Source organism: Wolbachia endosymbiont of Nasonia vitripennis (assembly GCF_048054115.1).
Taxonomy (GTDB): domain Bacteria; phylum Pseudomonadota; class Alphaproteobacteria; order Rickettsiales; family Anaplasmataceae; genus Wolbachia.
Genome location: NZ_JAFEVF010000005.1, coordinates 26,450 through 47,843, shown reverse-complemented (window position 1 = coordinate 47,843; position 21,394 = coordinate 26,450). Strand labels below are relative to the sequence as shown.

General features: G+C 35.2%; 18 protein-coding genes and 1 tRNA gene. 3 read left to right on the top strand and 16 right to left on the bottom strand.

Annotated features, from left to right (window positions below):
* From JR053_RS01630 to secB, 11 genes are all read right to left on the bottom strand, one after another.
* Positions 1 to 759, bottom strand: a complete 759-nt coding sequence (locus JR053_RS01630; RefSeq protein ID WP_010404500.1) for a hypothetical protein — start codon at positions 757 to 759, stop codon at positions 1 to 3.
* Between the two features lie 670 nt (positions 760 to 1,429).
* The gene (gene hemB / locus JR053_RS01625) at positions 1,430 to 2,428 is read right to left on the bottom strand and encodes a porphobilinogen synthase (RefSeq protein ID WP_010404406.1); all 999 of its coding nucleotides are present in this window, start codon (positions 2,426 to 2,428) and stop codon (positions 1,430 to 1,432) included.
* Complete coding sequence (gene nuoH / locus JR053_RS01620) at positions 2,421 to 3,446, bottom strand: NADH-quinone oxidoreductase subunit NuoH (protein WP_010404403.1); 1,026 nt, start codon at positions 3,444 to 3,446, stop codon at positions 2,421 to 2,423. Before nuoH ends, hemB begins: the two co-directional genes overlap by 8 nt.
* A complete protein-coding gene (locus JR053_RS01615; protein ID WP_010404400.1) occupies positions 3,430 to 3,879 on the bottom strand; it encodes a hypothetical protein in 450 nt (149 codons plus the stop codon). The genes nuoH and JR053_RS01615 overlap by 17 nt, the downstream gene beginning before the upstream one ends.
* The gene (gene nuoG, locus JR053_RS01610; protein ID WP_029237656.1) at positions 3,863 to 5,911 is read right to left on the bottom strand and encodes an NADH-quinone oxidoreductase subunit NuoG; all 2,049 of its coding nucleotides are present in this window, start codon (positions 5,909 to 5,911) and stop codon (positions 3,863 to 3,865) included. Before nuoG ends, JR053_RS01615 begins: the two co-directional genes overlap by 17 nt.
* Before the next feature lie 5 nt (positions 5,912 to 5,916).
* Positions 5,917 to 6,129, bottom strand: coding sequence for a hypothetical protein (locus tag JR053_RS01605; protein ID WP_006279675.1), 213 nt, complete (start codon positions 6,127 to 6,129; stop codon positions 5,917 to 5,919).
* Between the two features lie 257 nt (positions 6,130 to 6,386).
* Entirely contained in the window at positions 6,387 to 7,883 is a 1,497-nt protein-coding gene (locus tag JR053_RS01600; RefSeq protein WP_050780608.1) for a leucyl aminopeptidase, read from the bottom strand.
* A gap of 96 nt (positions 7,884 to 7,979) precedes the next feature.
* The gene (locus JR053_RS01595) at positions 7,980 to 8,621 is read right to left on the bottom strand and encodes a protocatechuate 3,4-dioxygenase (RefSeq protein ID WP_039833570.1); all 642 of its coding nucleotides are present in this window, start codon (positions 8,619 to 8,621) and stop codon (positions 7,980 to 7,982) included.
* 166 nt (positions 8,622 to 8,787) lie between these two features.
* A complete protein-coding gene (gene putA, locus JR053_RS01590) occupies positions 8,788 to 11,928 on the bottom strand; it encodes a bifunctional proline dehydrogenase/L-glutamate gamma-semialdehyde dehydrogenase PutA (RefSeq protein WP_010404374.1) in 3,141 nt (1,046 codons plus the stop codon).
* A 121-nt stretch (positions 11,929 to 12,049) separates the two neighbouring features.
* Positions 12,050 to 14,671, bottom strand: coding sequence for an aconitate hydratase AcnA (acnA, locus tag JR053_RS01585; RefSeq protein ID WP_010404371.1), 2,622 nt, complete (start codon positions 14,669 to 14,671; stop codon positions 12,050 to 12,052).
* 6 nt (positions 14,672 to 14,677) lie between these two features.
* Positions 14,678 to 15,181: a protein-export chaperone SecB gene (secB, locus tag JR053_RS01580; protein ID WP_029237655.1), complete on the bottom strand. Its 504-nt coding sequence runs from the start codon at positions 15,179 to 15,181 to the stop codon at positions 14,678 to 14,680.
* A 155-nt stretch (positions 15,182 to 15,336) separates the two neighbouring features.
* Here secB and JR053_RS01575 point away from each other — a divergent pair, with 155 nt between their 5' ends.
* The 3 genes from JR053_RS01575 to JR053_RS01565 are packed head-to-tail and all read left to right on the top strand — an operon-like array spanning position 15,337 to position 17,350.
* On the top strand, positions 15,337 to 15,996 hold the full coding sequence (locus JR053_RS01575) for a Tim44/TimA family putative adaptor protein (RefSeq protein WP_010404363.1): 660 nt from the start codon (positions 15,337 to 15,339) through the stop codon (positions 15,994 to 15,996).
* 14 nt (positions 15,997 to 16,010) lie between these two features.
* The gene (gene dnaQ, locus JR053_RS01570; RefSeq protein ID WP_010404360.1) at positions 16,011 to 16,715 is read left to right on the top strand and encodes a DNA polymerase III subunit epsilon; all 705 of its coding nucleotides are present in this window, start codon (positions 16,011 to 16,013) and stop codon (positions 16,713 to 16,715) included.
* 35 nt (positions 16,716 to 16,750) lie between these two features.
* Positions 16,751 to 17,350: an SCO family protein gene (locus tag JR053_RS01565; RefSeq protein ID WP_010404358.1), complete on the top strand. Its 600-nt coding sequence runs from the start codon at positions 16,751 to 16,753 to the stop codon at positions 17,348 to 17,350.
* 52 nt (positions 17,351 to 17,402) lie between these two features.
* On the opposite strand, the gene rnc is transcribed toward JR053_RS01565, so the two are convergent.
* From rnc to JR053_RS01540, 5 genes are all read right to left on the bottom strand, one after another.
* Complete coding sequence (gene rnc / locus JR053_RS01560; protein ID WP_029237654.1) at positions 17,403 to 18,095, bottom strand: ribonuclease III; 693 nt, start codon at positions 18,093 to 18,095, stop codon at positions 17,403 to 17,405.
* Positions 18,096 to 18,187: 92 nt separating this feature from the next.
* Positions 18,188 to 19,255 carry a quinone-dependent dihydroorotate dehydrogenase gene (locus JR053_RS01555; protein ID WP_010404352.1) on the bottom strand — a complete coding sequence of 356 codons (1,068 nt, stop codon included), beginning with the start codon at positions 19,253 to 19,255 and terminating at the stop codon, positions 18,188 to 18,190.
* 72 nt (positions 19,256 to 19,327) lie between these two features.
* A complete protein-coding gene (locus tag JR053_RS01550) occupies positions 19,328 to 20,125 on the bottom strand; it encodes a hypothetical protein (RefSeq protein WP_006015735.1) in 798 nt (265 codons plus the stop codon).
* A gap of 107 nt (positions 20,126 to 20,232) precedes the next feature.
* Positions 20,233 to 20,304, bottom strand: a tRNA-Cys gene (locus JR053_RS01545).
* A 5-nt stretch (positions 20,305 to 20,309) separates the two neighbouring features.
* A complete protein-coding gene (locus tag JR053_RS01540; protein ID WP_010404347.1) occupies positions 20,310 to 21,206 on the bottom strand; it encodes a class I fructose-bisphosphate aldolase in 897 nt (298 codons plus the stop codon).
* Positions 21,207 to 21,394: the final 188 nt, after the last annotated feature.

The window sequence follows — 21,394 nt, the reverse complement described above, 5'->3', positions numbered from 1 at the left end:
CTATTCTATACTTATTTTTTTAATAGTGCCATGAAAATAGTCACTCAAGGCTATTGAACTTTCTTTTACATACTCAAATATGCTTTTGTTTAAAACAATCGCATCATGCATAGTCAGATCGCAGAATATAAATGCAGTCAAGTACAATAAAATCACTGCATAAAACACATGAAAAATCCCTTCAAATGTGATTGATATTGCATTGTTATAACTAAGCTGTATCGTACTTATCGGCCATGGTTTTATTACTTCTACAATATTAAAAAATAAATAAGGTATTATAAAGAAAAAGAACAAATGCATAAGATCATTAAACCAAAATGGACATTGAAGTATTGCCTTGCATATACTTAAATAGAATTTACTTACAATATAATAAATTGACATTATTGCCGGCATCGAAAACGCAACAGTCATCACCTGTCCTGATGCTATTTGTATTACTATATTCTCATCACTGCTGGCTGAAGGATCTTGAGTATGAAAAATAGATATGCCAACTAATTGCAGCACTAACATAACTATTGCTAGCTTGGTAAAAATAGCAGCTACAACTATGCCTGAATTCGGCATTTTATATAGTATAAAATCACCTCCGTATGTAAGCATTAATATAATGTCGGTAATAAATAATATTAGAAAAGAAGACCAATAATGCTGCCAACCCGGTAAATATCCTACTCCTAAAAAAGAGCTTACTATTTTGGCAGGAAAAACCTTGCCTAGCACCTTACCCAAAAATTGAAAAAAAATCCCCATGTCCTAACTAACACTTGACTTATATTTTTCACAATACTGAATTGTAATGGACTTATCAATACACTTCTTGCATAGAAAAAAGGCAAATAGTTAAAAACGATCTAAATTTACCAATAACCGTTATCCCTTCTTTCTTCATATTAGTGCCTCTATCCCAGTGCTCCTTTTCCTGTCATTCAAGTAGCCCCTTTGCGTCATTAGATCTCTTGCATAACTGGAATTCAAAAGTTGATGTCATTCCAGCTCATGACGCTGGAATCTAGTCTTTATTATGATTCAATTTGCGGTTAGTTTTTCTGGATCACAGTGTCACGCACTGTGATATGATGTCAGTATGTATAGCTAATTCAAAATATTAAAAAATTTACTAAATAAAAAAAGGCAAAAGAACCCCCTTATAGCGAGTTTTATAATTTAAATTGGCGTTGTAATAATGTGCTAACGCTTATTTTAAGCGCGATTTGGCTGAACGTAGAAAAAATAAAAAAGACATGCAGCCGCTATAATTTTATGTAATTTGCCAATAAATACCTGAGTTTTTTACTGAATTTTTGTTGTTAAATCTGCAGAGATTAAAAACAAGGATAAATACTTTTATTGATATGATAAGGAAAGTGGGAAGGTTTGTCAAGTCACTTCGGCCAGCTACCTACTTAGATGTTCCACACTGCTAAGTAGATACCAAATTTTTTGCAACATCAAGTGCAGCATAGGTAAATATTGCACTTGCACCTGCACGTTTAAAACCAATTAAGGACTCATAAATCACTCTGTTATAATCCAGCCAGCCATTATTTGCTGCAGCTTTTATCATTGCGTATTCACCGCTTACTTGGTAAGCAAAAATCGGAAAATTAAACTTTTCACTTGCTGTTTTTATTACATCTAAGTATGGCATACCCGGCTTTATCATAATAAAATCTGCACCTTCATCTATATCCATTTCGATTTCGCAGATTGCTTCACGTGCATTTCTATAATCCATTTGATAACCACTTTTGTCGATGAAATTTGATGATGCGCACGAACCGACAACTTGCCTGAACGGCGCATAGAAGCTAGAACAGTACTTTACTGCATAGGACAATATTGACACATTCTGAAAGTTATTATCATCCAATGTTTTTCTTATTTTTCCTATCCTGCCATCCATCATATCAGAAGGAGCAACTATATCGCATCCTGCTTTTGCTAAAACAAGTGCTTGCTTACATAATGCTGACACAGTCTCGTCATTTTCTACATCTATCCTACTGCTTTTTAAAATGCCATCATGACCGTGAGTAGTGTATGGGTCTAGTGCAATGTCTGCAATAATGCCAATATCCGGTACATTTGATTTTACAGCACAAATTGCTTTACAGATTAAATTGTCAGGATTGTACGCTTCCTCGGCGTTTTCAGATTTTAGTTTACTATCAACTACAGGAAAAATTGCAACAGCATTAATCCCCGAGTCCTTAGCTTTCTGAATTATAGAAATTAATCCATCTATTGAATAACATTTGATATCAGGTAAGCCAGAAATTGGCTCAATTGTTTCTTCTCCGTCATGAACAAATAAGGGAAAAATCAAATCATTTACTGATAAAGTGCTTTCACTTGTTAAATTGCGAATCCACTTGCCTGAGCGCCTACGCCTTAACCTTGTATTTGGGAAATTAAACATTGGATCCAGGCAAATTCCCAGTAAAAAGCAACACTCCTGAAATGAGTATTACCCAAAGTACCGATATTGGCAAAAATACTTTCCAACCAAGACGCATTAATTGATCATAACGATAACGAGGTATTGTAGCTCTAATCCAAACAAATATAAACAAAAGTACAACTATCTTCAAAACAAACCAGATTAAACTAGGAATTTTATACAGCAAACTAAGCTCTAATGGAGGATACCACCCTCCTAGAAAGAATATTGTCATCATAGCGCTTGCTAAAATCATATTTGCATATTCTCCCAAGAAAAAGAGAGCAAAAGGCATTGATGAATACTCGACGTTATACCCAGAGACGAGCTCTGCTTCAGCTTCTGGTAAGTCAAATGGGTGACGATTAGTTTCGGCAAGCAAAGAAATAAAAAATATTATTCCTATAGGCATTAGTAATAAATCAATCCAAAATGGCATATTATGTTTCGCTACCACCATCTCTCCAAGATTTAATGTGCCAGTTGTAATAACAACTGTAGCAACTATTAGACCTATTGAAACTTCATATGAAATCATTTGAGCAGCTGACCTTATAGCGCCAAGAAATGCATAATTAGAATTACTAGACCAGCCTGCAATAATAATGCCATATATTCCCAAAGAGGATATAGCTAGCACATAAAGCACTCCAACATTAATATTTGATATTACCTTAGGGATTATTACCTGCTGTCCATTTTCTGTAATTATTTCAGCTCCAAATGGTATAACTGCCCAGGAAATTAATGCTAAAATAAAGGTGAGCATTGGAGCCATAATAAACAGTATGGTGTTTGCTCTAAATGGTATTATCGGCTCTTTAATTATCAATTTGATAGCATCTGCAAATGGCTGTAGTAGCCCAAATGGCCCTACTACACTTGGACCATGCCTTAGTTGAATTGCACCAATAACTTTACGCTCAAAGTACACTAAATATGCTACTGAAAGCAAAAGTGGAATAAGAAGAAAAAGAATATCAAATATCAAGTACATGCAACCCTAAATCAAAAAAATAGTTCATAATTGTGGCAATAAAAAATACAGCAAATGCTCTAGACACAAAAGACAATGTCCCTATTGAAATCAATAGGACAACACTTTTCTGTACAGCATTTAGCTTAATAGAATAGTAAAATGATATGCATATGAATGACACTAGTGACATCATAATTAAGATCATTGTGAGAGGCAAATAATTCCCTCTTCCCTCGGTAACTATAATAAATGTTATTGCCATCCATACATATCCTTCCGTAAATAGTGCAATAATATCATTGATAAAATCAACTAGCTTATAAACGAACTGTTTTTCTAATGTATTTTGTTCTTTACACAAAAATATAGAGTTTAATTTTCGTTGAAAATATACCAGAGTTATTAGTAATAATGGTGTTAGAATAAATAAAATATTAAGTAGAGTGTTCATAAAAATCCTTAGTACAATCTGCCATTATTTTTGAAGCGCGACCTATTGAGTCTGTCATATAAAAATTACACTCCTTTAAAGTAAAAGGCGTATTACTTAAATTTATTTTACCATTGCTGATTGGTACCCATGTATTTTTTACCACTTGATCAACACTTCTAAACTGTGGACCGATAGTATCTAATTTTTTTCTCACATCAAATAAACTATCATATAACAAGGAAAGGCTCAAATATTGGGATAAATTTTTAATAATCAACCAATCTTCCTTTGCTTCACCAGGAGGAAAAACAGCTAAATTTGTTCTCTGTACTCGCCCTTCAGTATTTACATAAGTTGCATATTTTTCTGTGTATGCAGCTCCAGGTAGAATGACATCTGCTATATGCGCTCCCCTATCACCATGGTGGCCTTGATAAATTACAAATGTATTTTCTAATTTTGATGTATCAATTTCATCTGCACCAAGAAGATAAACAACTTCCACCTCGCCACTTTCTGCTTGCTTTAGTATTTGACTAACATCTTTTCCATCTTTTTTAGGAACAAATCCAATATCGAGTCCACCAACTCTTGCTGCAGCCTTATGCAGTACGTTAAAGCCATTCCAGTTATCTCTGATCATGTTAAATTTTTCTGCAATTTTGCCAGTTAGCGCTAAAATTGATTCAGAATCATCTCTTACTAATGCATCTTGACCGATGATGAGCATAGGATTTGAGGCAACACTCAGCAGCTTGCAAAATTTATGATTTCCTTTTGCTATTTCGTCTAAGATATTTGGGTTATTGCCTAACCTCTCAACATGGTATAAATACTCAACGTTAGGGCCAATGCTTGCAATAGGAAAATTGCCTTGTAAATATCTCTTTCTCAATCTTGCATTAATGATTGGTGCTTCTATCCTTGGATTCGTATTGATTAGCAAGCATAAATCTGCACTTTCTATACCCTGAATAGTGGTATTGAACACATAAGATCCACGATTACTTGATATAAGATTTGCACCATCTTGCCTGCAGTCTATATTCCCCGAATCAAGCTTCTGCATCACTTCTTTGAGTAGAAGCATAGACTCACAATCTGCTAAATCACCTGCAATTGCAGCTATTTTGTTTGATTTCGCACTCTTTAGTTTCTTTGCAGCAAAAGCCAATGCTTCATTCCAATCAACTGGAATTAATTTGCCCTCTTTTTTTATATAAGGTCGATCGAGGCGTTGTACTTTGAGTCCATCGTAAGCAAAACGAGTTTTGTCTGATATCCATTCTTCGTTCACTTCTTCATTGAGTCTTGGCAATATTCGCATAACTTCAGGACCACGACAATCAACTCTAATATTACTTCCCACAGCATCTAGCACATCTATAGTTTCACAATGTGATAGCTCCCATGGACGTGCTGTAAAAGAATAGGGCTTTGAAGTTAAAGCTCCCACCGGGCAAAGATCTATAATATTCCCAGATAATTCAGAGCTAATATGCCTTTTTATGTAAGTACTAATCTCTATATTTTCTCCCCTTCCAATTCCTCCAAGTTCATTTGTACCTGCAACATCAGACAAAAATCTAACACACCGAGTGCAATGAATACACCTGTTCATTGCAGTTTCAATCAGCGGACCAAAATGTTTTTTTGGCACAGCCCTCTTATATTCATCAAGTCTGCTGATTCCTTTACCATAAGCCATCGTGATATCTTGCAAATCGCATTCACCACCTTGATCGCAAATTGGGCAATCAAGCGGGTGGTTAATTAGCAAAAACTCAAGCACACCTTCACGTGCTTTTTTAACCTTAGGGGTATCAGTGTGAATAACCATCCCTTCTGCAACTGGCATTGCACAAGAGGCTACTGGTTTTGGAGGGCCACCCTCAACTTCAACCAAACACATTCTGCAGTTACCAGCAATTGCTAAACGCTCATGATAACAAAACCGCGGAACTTCAACGCCCACAACTTCACAAGCTTGAATTATAGTGAGCCCATGCTCTACTTCACATTCCTTAGAATTAATAGTAACTTTAACCACAACTACTATACAGCTTCCCACTTTATAGGATTGCCGCTTACCTCATCTTCAACTAGATTGCCGTTATCGTATTGAGCAGACATATAGTTCATACGTGAATCACGGTCTATATATCTAACCGGCTTTACCGGTTTATCCTTATACATTTTTTGTTCTGCTTTCTTACGCTGAGTAGGGTTATTTTTACTAGCTGTTTTCGCTTTTCCGCCTGCTGCCATATAAACTCCTAAAAACTTCCTATTTTATTCTAACACTTAAGTATATACCGTCAATACCAAATAGCTTTAAAGTTTTAATAGTCCATCATTACAATCATCATTTGAACAAAATACTTTCTCTTGATGCTGCTCAAGTGTGTAACTTTAGAATCCCCAAAAAAGAAAATGTAAGTTACTTTGATGATATCATTTTCTACGTCTTATAAATAGACATTCATGTAGCCGTAAATTAAGCTATAAACTCAATACAAAGATCCTTAATTATTAATCTCATAGTACTTCTCAACCAACTTATTTAGCAACCTTACACCGAAACCTACTGCCCCTCTTGGAGAAATATCAGTGCCTTTTTCGTGCCAAGCAGTGCCTGCAATGTCTAAATGTGCCCAACAAGTGTCGTTTACAAAACGCTGTAGAAACTGTGCAGCCATTATACTATCTCCACCAGAACCTGCAGGAGCTATATTTTGCACATCAGCAATCGGCGAATCAATAATTTTGTTATAAGTTTCATTCATAGGAAAGCGCCATAATTTCTCATTTACTTCATTTCCTGCATCAATCAGATGATTCGCTAATTCATCGTTATTTGAAAAAAGACCAGCATATTCATTATTTCCCAGTGCAACCACTATAGCACCAGTTAAAGTTGCAAGGTCGATCATAAATTTCGGTGCAAATCTATCTTGTGTATACCATAAAGCATCCGCAAGTATTAGTCTTCCCTCTGCATCGGTATTTAATATTTCTATTGTTTGTCCAGACATTGAAGTGACTACATCGCTCGGTCTTTGAGCATTACCATCCACTGCATTTTCTGCAAGTGCAACCACACCAATTGCATTTACTTTTGCTTTTCGCCCAGCTAGAGTACGCATCACTCCAACTACAGTAGCAGAACCTGCCATGTCATATTTCATTGACTCCATACCGCGTGAGGGTTTAAGTGACACTCCACCAGTGTCAAACGTTATACCCTTGCCTATAAAAGCTATTGGTTTTTGTTCTTGAGAAGCCCCATTCCATTTTATCACCACTAACTTTGGCTCTTTACTACTTCCTTGTGCTACTCCAAGCAGGGCTCCCATTTTTTTCTCTTCCATTTGCTTTTTATCAAGCACTTCAACCTCAAGACCAAGTTTAGTAAGTTCAGCTTTTATACGATTAGCGTAAGACTCTGGATATAAAATATTAGGTGGCTCAGTAGTAAAAGCACGTGCAAGAAAGATACCTTCACCTTCGTGTTTTAAACGCTCAAATGATTTTTCAATGCTACTTAACTGTTCATCTTTTACTAATAATGTAATTTCCTCTACTTCTGTAATTTTTTCATCCTTTTTAGTTTTATACTTATTAAACTTGAAACTGCGCAGAAATGCTCCATATGCAACATTTGCTGTACTGCCCTCGATTGAAATAGCTGCTCGCTTGATTCTTAATCTGCTTAGCTCACAATATATTTTACCACCAATATTTAATCCTTTGCTTTCATCCCATTCATCTCTCATTCCAAGACCAGCAACTATAATATTTTTTCCCTCTGATGAAGTAACGGAGAAAAATTCACCAAAACCTCCATTAAAACCACTAAATTTCTTGATGTTATCTATAGCTTGCTTATCTTGTAGAACATTAGTTATGAGCTTATCACCCTCAAACAAACCTACCACTAGCGTCTCAAAATCGGGTAAAGCTTTAGAAATTGTTATCTTCATCGTTGACATCTCCGTTGCAAATAATTGTAAGCTGCACATAAAACATAGTAAAAACATTAGTAAGATATTTTTCATATACATTTTAAGTACAATAGCGCTTAAGACTACTATGAACTCCCCTGATATGCAAGGGCTTTATCTTTTATCAGAAAATTTGTTATGCCCACCTAGGGTTATATTAAATGTGTAGGTCTTCATGGCCTGATTGTTATAAGTAAATGGTGCTATCAGAAGGCTTGCAAGTCCACTCTCAATAAGATTACCAAGAAGAAGATCATCACAGTTATCGCAATTATGATCAGCAAAAAACATTTGTGTTGTGAATTCTGGAAAATCTGGATGTTGGACCAAAAAGTTGATGTGTGGAGCCCTATCACCAATTTTACCTGGTATTATTGTAATAAAATTATAATAGCCAAGGTTATTTACTACAAATCTTCCTGATCCAGCAAAATTTGGATCAAGCTCCACATTTTCATCATAATAGCTCATGCCAAGTGAGTCTGCGTGCCATATAGAAACCACAGCATTTTGTATCGGTAAGCAATTTACATCAGTAACTCTACCCACTACATTTATTAATTCTCCTGCTGCATTATTTGGAGAGCCAGGTTTTCTTCTTAAATTATTTGAAGAGTTAAAGCTTTTTGGCCTTGTTTCAAGATCATAAATCCCTGGAGTTTCAATACAATTAAGCAAAATAGGATCAGCCGCAAATAATGACAAATCGAATATAAATTGTACTAAAAACGCTAATAAGATATTTTTTACATTCATTTTGTTTATAGTGCTTTTATCAGAATTATAGCAACCTTTTTCTTTTATTAAAGACAAGACTTTCTTTGAAGCCTCCTTAGAATCACAACTATCCTTTCAGTGTATGAGTTTTAGGTTTTAGTACTGCATACACAACTGCACGGACTTCCAATTTAGAAATTGCAAATCAATCCAAACACGCAAGTGTAATGTTACCGCCACATGCTGTAGTGTTGACACTTACAACCTTTTCTATAGAAAAACGTTGCAGATAATTAGGACCACCAGCTTTTGGTCCGGTACCTGACAGTCCTCTACCGCCAAATGGTTGCATTCCAACTGCTGCACCTATTTGATTGCGATTGATGTATACATTTCCAACTGATATTTTCTTGCTTATTAAATCGATCTTACTTTGTACACGGCTTTGCAAAGAAAACGTAAGTCCATATCCTGTATTGTTTATATCACTTATAACTTCATTTAACTGCGACTTATTAAAACGTATGATATGTAAAATAGGCCCAAACACTTCTTGCTTTAATTGCGAAATTTTTTGTATCTCATAAATGTACGGAGGAAAGAAATAACCATTATAAGAATTTGTATCCATGGGTACCTTGGACAAAAGGTTTGAATCTTCATCCCTTGATATTTTTTCCGTATGTTTAGTGAGCATATCAATAGATGCTTTGTCAATTATTGGACCAATATCTGTGCTCAGTTGTATTGGGTCACCTATCTTTAGTTCTTGAGCTGCATTGCATATCATTTTTATCTGTTTTTCTGCTATATCTTCTTGAATAAATAGCACTCTGAGAGCAGAACAACGTTGACCGCCACTGCGAAATGCAGAAATTAAAACATCCTTAGTTACCTGCTCTAAAAGAGCAGAACTATCAACAATCATAGCATTTAATCCACCAGTTTCAGCGATAAGTGGCACAATAGGACCATCTCTGCTGGCAAGCATTCTATTAATTATTTGAGCGGTCTGTGTTGAGCCGGTAAAAGCTACACCGGAAATTCTATTATCTGGCACTAATATTTTACCTAAATATCGACCATCTCCTGGAACAAGATGTAATACATTTTTTGGTATTCCAGCTTCGTGTAGTATCTTAACGGCTTCATAGGCAATAATCGGCGTTTGCTCTGCCGGTTTTGCCAGCACTGCATTACCTGCTACAAGTGCAGCTGAAACCTGCCCAATGAAGATAGCAAGTGGAAAATTCCACGGTGATATGCATAAGAAAACTCCTCTGCCCTCAAAAAAGATGAAGTTATCTTCACCTGTTGGACCTGGCAATTTTTTCCAGTCATTCAGTTCGTTTTTTGCTATCATTGCATAATAGCGCAAAAAGTCGATTGCCTCTCTTACTTCTGCTATTGCATCGGATAAAATTTTTCCTGCTTCCAAGATCAGAATGTAAACCAACTCTTTCATCCTTTCCTCAAGCAAATCTGCAGCTTTTTCAAGGCATTTAGCGCGCTCTTCTGCTGAAATATTCTGCCACTTAGTAAAAGCACTATGTGCTATTTCAAGAGCATTTAAAGCCTGAGCGCTTGTTGTACTTGACACTTCTCCAATTACATTTTCCAAATGTGCAGGATTCACTACTTCGATAAATTCAGCACTATCAAGTAGTGCCTTTCCATCAATTATTGGCCCAACTTGCCATTTCTTTTCACTAAATTTTTTTATATCATTTGCAAATTGCGAAACTGTAATTGAATCACTAATATCCATCCCCAAGGAGTTTTTTCTTTCCTCTCCAAAAATATCTTGTGGCAATGGAATGTTTTGATGAGGTTCATATTCTAAACTTTTAGCTTTTTCTAATGGATCCGAGACTAATTCTTCAATTTTAACGTTAGGATCATTTATTTTATTGACGAACGAACTATTAGCTCCATTTTCAAGAAGACGCTTAACAAGATATGGTAATAAATCACTACGTTTACCAACTGGTGCATATATACGACAGCTGATGCTTGTTGCAAGTTCTGACATTGCATAATCATATAAATCCTCACCCATTCCGTGTAAACGCTGAAACTCAAATCCAGGATGATCTTTGTCAGCAAGCTCTATTATAGTAGCAAAAGTATAGGCATTATGAGTTCCAAAGCATGGGTAAAAGTGATTTACTTTGCTTAAAAGCTTCTGTGCACACGCAAGGTAGCATACATCAGTATAGCTTTTTCTTGTAAATATTGAATAACCACTTAACCCTAGCTCTTGTGCACACTTGATTTCTGAGTCCCAATATGCACCTTTCACAAGCCTTACCATAATTTTATGCTTTGATCGGATAGCAACATCCTCAACAAAATCAAGCACAGATAAAGCACGTTTTTGATATGCTTGTACAGCCAAGCCAAGCCCTCCCCACTGAGAAAGTGACTCATCAAGACGCAGTTGCTCGAATAAAACTAATGACATCTCAAGTCTTTCTGATTCTTCTGCATCTATGCATAGTGAAATGTTGTATTTTTTTGCTTCACGACAGAGCTCTAAAACCCTAGTAAATATCTCACCAGCAATTCGGTCAAATTGACCAAATTCATAACGTGGGTGCAAAGCAGAAAGTTTTATTGAAATTCCATGGGATTTAAAACAATCATTCACTTCAGTAGTTGCACCTATAGCTTTTATTGAGTGCATGTATGAATCAAAACACTCTTCTGCATCTTCAGCTGTGTGAGCAGCTTCGCCAAGCATATCAAAAGAGTATAAAAACTTACTATTGTCATCTAGTTTTGCATATCTTAAAGCTTCTTCTATTGTTTCTCCAACAACAAAATGATTACCAAGCATAGACATTGCTTGTTTTACTGCTTTGCGAATGATCGGTTCTCCTAAATTCTTAAGTAACTTAGAAATTGCGTAATAGAACTTCGAATCGCCTTCATTATCTCTCAATATACTGCTACCTATCATCAAGCTCCATGTGGAAGCATTAACAAACAATGAAGAGGAACGCCCCAAGTGTTTATTCCATTCTTGGTTGGTAATTTTATCTTTGATCAATTCGTCTATTGTGTAATCATCTGGTATTCTAAGTAGCGATTCAGCAAGGCACATCAATGCTATTCCTTCATCATTGGAAAGCGAATATTGCTGCATAAAGGAATCTACAATACTTAATTTATTGTGTTTGATTTTTTCAATAACTTGTTTTGCAATATTGTAAATTCTGTTTTTCGAATCAACCGAAAGTTCTACTTTTTCTACAAGATAACGTACACAGCTTTTTTCATCAGTACGATAAAATCCTTGTAAACGTTTTCTGAGTTCATTAGGTTCTTGTATAGAGCTAATCATAATTATCTATAAAACACCTTTACTATATGTAAGGTAAAATTATATCATAACTTCGCATAGAACAAATCATTATTTAAAAGGACCAGGGCTGGAGCTAAAAGAAGTCTAGTACTTACTTTTACTAAGTCGAAAGAAGTATGTAGCTTAACACTCCACCACTCATTAAGTATTTAATCTCAGTTGCGGTTTGTACACAGCATTTGAGTTGTATTGATTGCTTTGAATTATCCTGTCTTTTAATGATACATTCTAGATTTCCATTTGATACTATTTCACCTTTTATGCTTATTATCTCACTACCATCAAATATCTTTCTGGTTATTCCATTTTGGAATATAAGTGGAAGAACACCCATGCCGACCAAGTTGGACCTATGTATGCGTTCAAAACTTTCTGCAATCACAGCTTTAATTCCCAGTAATGCAGTACCCTTTGCTGCCCAATCCCTACTTGAACCTGTACCATATTCTTTTCCTGCAATGACAACTAATGGAACAGCTTCTCTTTTATATTGCATTGCTGCATCAAAAATTGACATAGTTTCTTGAGAAGGAATATGTTTTGTATAGCCACCCTCAGCGCTCACCATTTTATTTCTTATTCTGATATTAGCAAAGGTTCCACGCATCATTACGTTGTGGTTACCGCGGCGAGATCCATATGAATTGAAATCTTGCGGTTCAACTCCAAGACCTTTTAAATATATGCCTGCAGGACTATTTGAGGCAATATTTCCAGCAGGGGAAATGTGGTCGGTAGTGACGCTATCGCCAAACATCGCTAGTATTTGGGCATTCTTTATATCAACTATGTTGCTTCCATTGTTCTTAGTCGATAAATTATCAAAATAGGGAGGGTTTTGTATATAAGTGCTTTTCGCGTCCCAATCATAGATTTCACCTTTCTCACACTTTATCTTTTGCCAATGCTCATCACCAGAAAAAACATCCTTATACTTTTGTATGAACATTTCACGCGTCACAACACTTTTAACACAGCTCTCAACTTCATTATTTGTTGGCCATATATCTTTGAGATAGACATCATTGCCATTCTTATCTTTGCATATTGAATCTTTTGTCAAATCAATTTGCACAGTGCCTGCAAGTGCATATGCAACAATAAGTGGCGGAGATGCCAAGTAATTAGCTTTGACTAACGGATGAATTCTTCCTTCAAAGTTACGATTGCCAGACAAAACTGCAGCAACAGTTAAGTTTTTGTTTTTTATATCATCCTCTATATCCTTATTAAGTGGACCAGAATTTCCAATGCAAGTTGTGCAGCCATATCCAACTAGATTAAAACCCAAAGCATTTAGATCTACCTGCAATCCAGACTTTTCTAAATATTCTGTCACAACTTGTGACCCTGGAGCAAGAGAAGTTTTAACCCAAGGCTTTGATTTTAATCCAAGTTTAATTGCATTACGAGCTACAAGACCTGCAGCAATCATCACACTTGGATTTGAGGTGTTAGTGCAGCTTGTTATTGCTGCAATCACTACGCTGCCACTCTGGAGCTGATCGCCATAGATAGGTTCCAACGGAGGTCTGTTTGTCTCATTAATAGGAAAAGATGTAGAAAAAGATTCCGCTACTTCTGAAAGGAAAATCTTATCCTGTGGTCTTTTAGGACCAGCCATCACTGGCTTTACGCTTGATAAATCAAGCTCTAGTGTGTCAAAAAATGCTAACTCATTACTGCTACGCCACAATCCCTGCTCTTTTGAATAGACTTCAACTAATTTGATCAGCTCTTCTGGTCGCCCTGTTAAATGTAAATAATCGAGTGTTTTCTGATCAATTGGAAAAAACCCACAAGTTGCACCATACTCTGGGGCCATGTTAGCTATAGTGGCCCTGTCTGCTAGAGATAAATAATCTAAACCATCACCATAAAATTCTACAAATTTACCAACAACACCTTTTGTTCTTAGGATACTGGTAACCGTCAGCACTAAATCAGTCGCAGTTACTCCTTCCGGTAGTCTGCCAATTAATTTAAATCCAACTACTTCTGGAATCACCATACTAATTGGTTGACCAAGCATCACAGACTCAGCTTCTATGCCTCCAACACCCCAACCAAGGACTGATAACCCGTTAATCATTGTAGTGTGACTGTCAGTACCAACTAAAGTGTCAGGATATATGACCCCATCATTATTACACACAACTTGCGCTAAATACTCAAGGTTTACTTGATGGCAAATTCCAGTACCTGGTGGTACTACTCTAAAATTTGTGAAGGACGACTCTCCCCACTTTAAAAATTGATATCTCTCCAAATTTCTTTTTACTTCTAGCTCAACATTTTTACTGAATGCGGAAGTGCTTCCATAACTATCTACTTGAACAGAGTGATCGATCACAAGATCAACAGTTACAGATGGATTTATTTTGCTTGGGTTACCTCCGTTTTTCTTCACATAATTACGCATTGAAGCTAAGTCAACGACAGCAGGAACTCCTGTGAAATCCTGCATCAAAACCCTTGCTGGCTTGTAGCTAATTTCGTGATTAATGTGTTTCTTGACGCAATTTGCTAATATCTTTATGTCATCTAATTTAACGCTTACTCCATCTTCGTTGCGCAATAAATTTTCAAGCAATACCTTGAGTGAACAAGGCAATTTGGTTAAATTTACTCCTAAGAATTTACCAGCGTTACTTAGGTTAAAGTAGTTATATAACCTTCCATCAATATTTAAAGTCGTCTTTGCATTTAAAGAATTGTTCATCCTGTATTAGTTAAAATTGGAATTACTAGCGCTACTTTTTTGTTGTTGACTTTGCTGCTGATACATAGTTTCAAAATCTATAGGATCTAGCATAAGTGGAGGAAACCCACCACTACTTGTAGTTCTTGCAATTACTTCTCTTGCAAAAGGAAAAAGAAAAGTAGGCCCGCCAATAAACAAAGCTTGTCTTACTTCCTCTTCACTCAACTCTTTCAAATTTTCTATTGAAAAAATACCACAATACTTTATCTCACAAATGAAAGCTATACCATTTTTTATATCTTCATCTTTTACCGTCGCTTTGACTTCTATATGCAAAGTAATTTCATGAAAAGGTTTTTCTTCATTTATTCCTTCTTTGCTTTCCGTTCCTTCTAATTTTGCTGAATTAATATTAACCTTTACATTAATATCGGGAGCTTTACTAGAAGGAAGGAATGGCGAATTTGGATTCTCAAACGAAAGATCTTTGACATACTGACCATGAATTTTCATTTTGTGTTGTAACATTTCTTACTTCTCCTTTAATTAAGTTGAGATATTTAATACTTTCTTATATAATATATTCATTTATAAACGAATAGCAAACCTAACTATAGGCTAATATGCAAAACATATTTTTATCAATAATTAATAATATTTAGATACCAAGGGGTTAAGTTACCATGATAGAGCTTGTAATATATGCTTTACTAGCGGCGTTTATTTTTTCACGCTTATACAATTCTTTAGGAAGATCAGCCAGTCTCAACCTAAAAAAGCTAACAGTTGTATTGGATGCAAGTCAAAGTAAAGAGGATGTGGTAGAAAATATCGAAGATTATATTTATAGCAACGACAAAAGTTCAATAGAAGCTACTTATAAACAAATATTACAAAAAAACAGAGAGTTCTCTATTTCCAATTTTATAGAAGGTTCAAGCATAGCTTTTGAATTAATAATTAAATATTTTAACCAAGGGAATTTACCTCAATTAAAATCCCTTCTGGACAAAGATTTGTATAACAGCTTTGTGGATAAGATTAAGCATCGTAAAGAGATACACGAGTCTATAATTGTTTCTATCGTTTCACAAAAGATCTTAGAAATAAAGCTAGTAAAAAACGTAATATTTATTGCAGTATATTTCCTTTCAGAGCAAATTAACTTCGTTAAGAATAATGAAGGAGATATCATATCAGGTAGTATGTCTACTATTAACAAAGTTGAGGATGTATGGCAATTCAAAAAAAATATTAATTCATCAGATCCAACCTGGTTGCTTGTTTCCATTAACTACAAGAAGGCAAGTACCGATAAAAATTTAACAGCAAATGACAAGTAAGATTAGTTACACCGATGGAAAGTAGGCTACGAGAAATAGTACTTGATACTGAAACTACAGGTCTTGACACTGAGTCTGGCCATCGAATTATTGAGATAGGATGTGTAGAACTAATTAACCGTATTCCAACAGGTAAAACATTTCATCGATATCTTAATCCAGAGAGAGATATACCTTACCACTCATTTAAGATTCATGGTATTAGTGAGGAGTTTTTGGAAGATAAGCCACTATTTTCAGATGTTGCACTTGAATTTCTTGACTTCATATCTAATGACATCTTGGTAATTCATAATGCTGAGTTTGATATTAAGTTCCTTAATATGGAGTTAAACAAGTTGAATGCCGGGTTAATTTCCTCAGATAGAGTGCTAGATACATTACCACTTGCAAGAAAAAAGTTTGTAGGATCACCTGCTTCTTTAAATGCATTATGCAAGCGTTTTGATATATCGCTAGAAGGTAGAGAGTTACACGGAGCATTAGTTGATGCTCAATTGCTTGCAAAGGTCTATGTTGAGCTTACAGGAGGATTGCAAACCTTTTTATTTAATAATGAATGTGCTCAGGACAATAACTCTACGTTTATTCAGCATAAAGTGCGTAATTTAGCTCGCAGAGAACATTCACCAAGTATTAAAGAAATTGATGAGCATAAGAAATTGTTAGATAAAATTAACAACCCACTTTGGAAGGAATATATTGAATCAATCAACTAATCAATATATGATTTAACTTTATTGGAAACGCTTTAATGATAAAGTTTATAAGGTTATTGTCTAGTTTGCTAATAACAGTAGCAGCTATCTTCTTAGGTTATTGTTATTTTACCAAGCAAGGCATATTTGTTTCACAAAATACAGAAATTAAGGTAGGTGGAGATTTTTCTTTGATCAATCAAGACGGACAAACAGTACGCAGTAGTGATTTTAAAAATAAGTATATGATGATTTTTTTCGGATTTTCCTCATGCAAAAGAATTTGCCCTATGAATCTCGGCATAATTTCAGAAACACTTGCAAAGTTAGATAAGAAAACTGACAATAAGCTACAAACATTTTTTATCACAGTTGATCCTGAGCGCGATAACACAGAAAGGCTTAAAGAATTTCAGCAGCAATTTGACCATAGAATACAAATGCTAACTGGTGAAAGACAAAAAATAGATGAAGTAGTTGCAAAGTATAAAGTATATGCAAGTAAAGTAGATGGAGAAGAGGAAATTAACCATTCTTCAATGATATACCTTATTAGCCCTGAAGGAAAATATGTCACACACTTTGTAGCTGATTTAAATTCAGATGAAAGTCAATCTGATAAGATTCTGGCTGAGATAAAAAAATATGTAAGCTGAACTAAAGAGCTTAGCTTACTTTAAATTTATGCTAACAGCTATTTTGATTAAACTAAGTCGTTTTTTTAATTTTTTCTAGGATCAACTCAGCAGCTTTTTGTTCAGCAATTTTCTTACTAGAAGCGCATGCAGAAACTTTGCCATAATTCTCTATGAAAATTGATATAGTAAACTCAGGATTGTGTGCTGGTCCAGTTTGTTTTACAAGTTCATACTCTGGTAAAGGTAATTTGTTTTTCTGAGTCCACTCTTGCAGTGAAGTTTTAGGATCTTGAGGAGGATCGAGGATGTCTTTAGCTAGCTTTTCCCAATGTCGGATAATAAATTTTTCAACACTCTCAAGTCCACCGTCAATATAAATTGCACCTATTAGTGCCTCAAGCGAATTTTCTAAATTTTTTAAGTTACATTTCCCTCCGTTGCAACGTTCACTATTATTCATGATGATAAAGTTACCTAACTCTATTTCTTTAGCAACATTAGCAATGGTACTGCCACAAACTAGATCCGTTTTTCTTTTTGCCAATGCTCCTTCTTTTTCTTCAGGAAACATTTTAAACAGCATAGCAGATACAACCATGTTCAAAATACTATCGCCCAAAAACTCTAGCCTTTCGTAGCTTACGATCTGGTCTTCGCTATTCCTTTTATTTACGCTTGGATGGGTTAATGCCTCTTCTAATATTGCATGATCTGTAAATTTATAATTAATAACTTTAGATATTATATCGTTCAAAACTTTCATGTTCATCATTCAAAAGAAAAGCACTCCCTATCATACCTTTACACTAAAAAGTTAGCTCTACTTTACTAAAACAATATCAATAACTTCCAAAATTAATGTATACAACCCACTGCTTCAGTAATGTTACTAAATCCATCTCTTTTTACCAATTCTGCAAGCTCCAGATTGATTTTGTTCACAACTTGATGCCCCTGATATACGAGAGCAGTGTACAGTTGTACTAAAGAGGCTCCTGCCTTTATTTTTTCATATGCGTCAATACCACTTGAAACTCCCCCACATCCTATCAATAGAATCCTGCTCTTAGTAAGCTTGTACATATCACTCAATAACTCGGTTGAAAGTTGAAACAATGGTCTGCCGCTCAACCCACCACTCTCATTATAGTAAGAATCTCGACTTATCGTAGTGTTGCTTACTATTAAGCCGTCAATTTTATATTCTAGTGTAAGCTCAGCGATATTTTCTTTTGTTTGCTGATCTATATCTGGAGAAATTTTTAATATTATCGGTATGGATTCAGAGCTATCGATTGATTTCCGGGTTAGAGTGATAGATTTCAACAATTTGGATAATTCTTGTTTATTGTGCAAATCGCGCAAGTTAGGTGTGTTTGGGGATGAGATGTTCAGTACTATATAATTGCTCTTTCCATATACTATCTTTATTAAGTCAACATAATCGCTGATTTGGTCCTTTGATGTACTGTTTCTTCCTATATTTATACCAAAAATACAATCACCAAGTTTAGTTTCACTTATCTGTTTAAGAAAATAGTCTACTCCTTTATTATTAAATCCCAATCTATTAATTATTCCTTCATCTTTAATTAATCGAAAAATTCTCGGTTTTTTGTTTCCATATTGGGGATGTTTAGTTACAGTACCAGCCTCAATAAATCCAAAACCAAATGAGAGCATCGGCTTTACAACTTCCGCATTTTTATCAAAACCTGCAGCAAGACCTACAGGACTCCTAATTTTATTACCAAAAAAGTTTACATTTAAAGACTTAGGTAGTTCTATAGGTTTCCTACAGGGCATCTTTTTTAACGCCGTTATTACCAAGGAGTGAGCAATTTCAGGCGGCAGTAAAAACAATAAATTACGTAATATCATTTTGTAAAACACTTTGCTTATTTTTAGTTTATTTTTTACCATGCAACAAGAATAACTTAGAAAGCTTGAGGTTTATCAAAATAGTAAGTATATAGTTTCTATGAGTAGTAAAAACTAATTTTTCTGAAGGGAAACCAGAACTTGATCAGTATTTTTATCTACTAATTCGAGGTAGCCAAATTTGTTAATTTGAGATTTTATTAGTATAGGAATCTTATTTCGATTTAAATAAAATCCCTGTTTTGATTGTTTATTAATCCGCAACCTTACATCCCCATTTTTCCAAGCAAGCATCTTATTTATTCCAGATTTTTCTTTACAATTATCTTCATTTACAAATCCTAAGTATTCATCTTCTGAAGAAGATATTGCAATCTTGCATATTCTATACCCTACCCAATTCCCTAGATATGGATCAGTATCGTCTTTTTCGTGAAGCTTGAACTCTCCTTTGACATATTCCCATGGAGCTTTTGCATCACCTACCTTTTTTAGAAAGAGTACGTCCTGATCAAAGTTTATAATGGTCCTTGTATGAAATGTTGTTAAGCTTGTGTCCCATAATAGTTTTTCTGTGATGCTAAAATGCTCTTTATCCTTTTGCATATTTTGAAATGATACGATTATCACATCTGCTCCAACTTCTCTTCCATAATTAACATATTGACTAGCACGCCCATGTTTGGCTGTGAATGATGACTTACCTATTAACAGAAAGTCATTAAATAACGCATTATATATAGTCTGTGCACTGTAAGCTGTACCGACGTAAACCGGCTGTTTGTTGGATGAAGGGTACTTTTCTGGTGCAAGATGAGTATACGAGCTCTTTAATAAATAGTGAAAAGTGCAACTGGTAAGCAAGAAGGGCAAACCAATCAATAATAAAACTTCTGTTAATCTCTTTGGCATTTTACTGCTTATATTTTGAATATAGTATCTTATTTTTTTAAATATTTCATTAAAAGCCACACTTCTTGTTAAAATTTCAGAAGAAAAAACGATCTAATTGGAGTAAGAGGCCGGGACCGGAATTGAACCGGTATAAAAGGATTTGCAGTCCTCCGCATAAGCCATTCTGCCACCCAGCCGTTTTTTATGCATAGATATCCATTATATCTTTTAGCATAGATAAAGCATCCTCTCTTTTTCTTTGAAAAGTGTTACGCCCGATAATTGAACCATTACCACCGCCTTGCTTAATTTCTTTCGCTTCATTGCATATGTCATTCACTGATTTCGACTCGCCACCAGAAAAAACTACTATTCTTTTCCCTGCAAAACAAGATCTTTTAACATATTCAATTCTTTTAGATAATGACTCAATATTTTCTGTTTCTATTTTCTCCCTTTCCAAATAGTTAATTGGAAGTTTTACTTTGATTATATTAGCGCCAAGTAAAGCTGCTATGTGCGCAGCATAGGCAATAACATCAACTGCTGTTTCGCCTTCTTTGGAAATTCCTTCACCGCGTGGATAAGACCATAGCACTACGGCAAGGCCGCAAGACTTAGCCTCAGCTATAATTTCGCGAGCTTCTTCCATCATATCGAAGCACTTAGCAGAACCAGGATATATAGTAAACCCAACAGCTACGCAACCCAAACGCAGCGCATCTTTTACAGAAGCAGTTATTGCTTGATCAGAAGTTAAGTTTTTCGAGTGCAAGGAGTTAGCACTATTAAGCTTCAAAATAAGTGGTAGCATTCCAGCATAAGTTGAAGCACCAGCTTCGATCATACCAAGCGGAGCAGCATATGCGCTTACTCCCGAATCAACTGCAAGCTGAAAATGATAATGCGGATCGTAAGCATCAGGATTAACTTCAAAACTTTTTATTGGCCCATGCTCAAATCCTTGATCTACAGGAAGAATTACTAACTTGCCAATTCCACTAAGTTTTCCATGCATAAGAATACGAGCAAGATTTGCTTTTACTCCAGGATTTTCACTTTCGTAATAACTTAGGATTTGTTTTACTTCTTCACTCATTAATATCTTCAAATTTACTTAAAGTGTAGCAAAAACTATAGTTGAAGCAAAGACCTTTTTATACTCTTGCTCCTACACCTATATTTAAAGGTGTAACTTTAGGATCGGTGGTATGCTGTTGTGGTTTTTCTTGAATTAAATTGTAATAGTTTAGACTTGATCTGACAAGCAAACAAAGTAAGATAAAA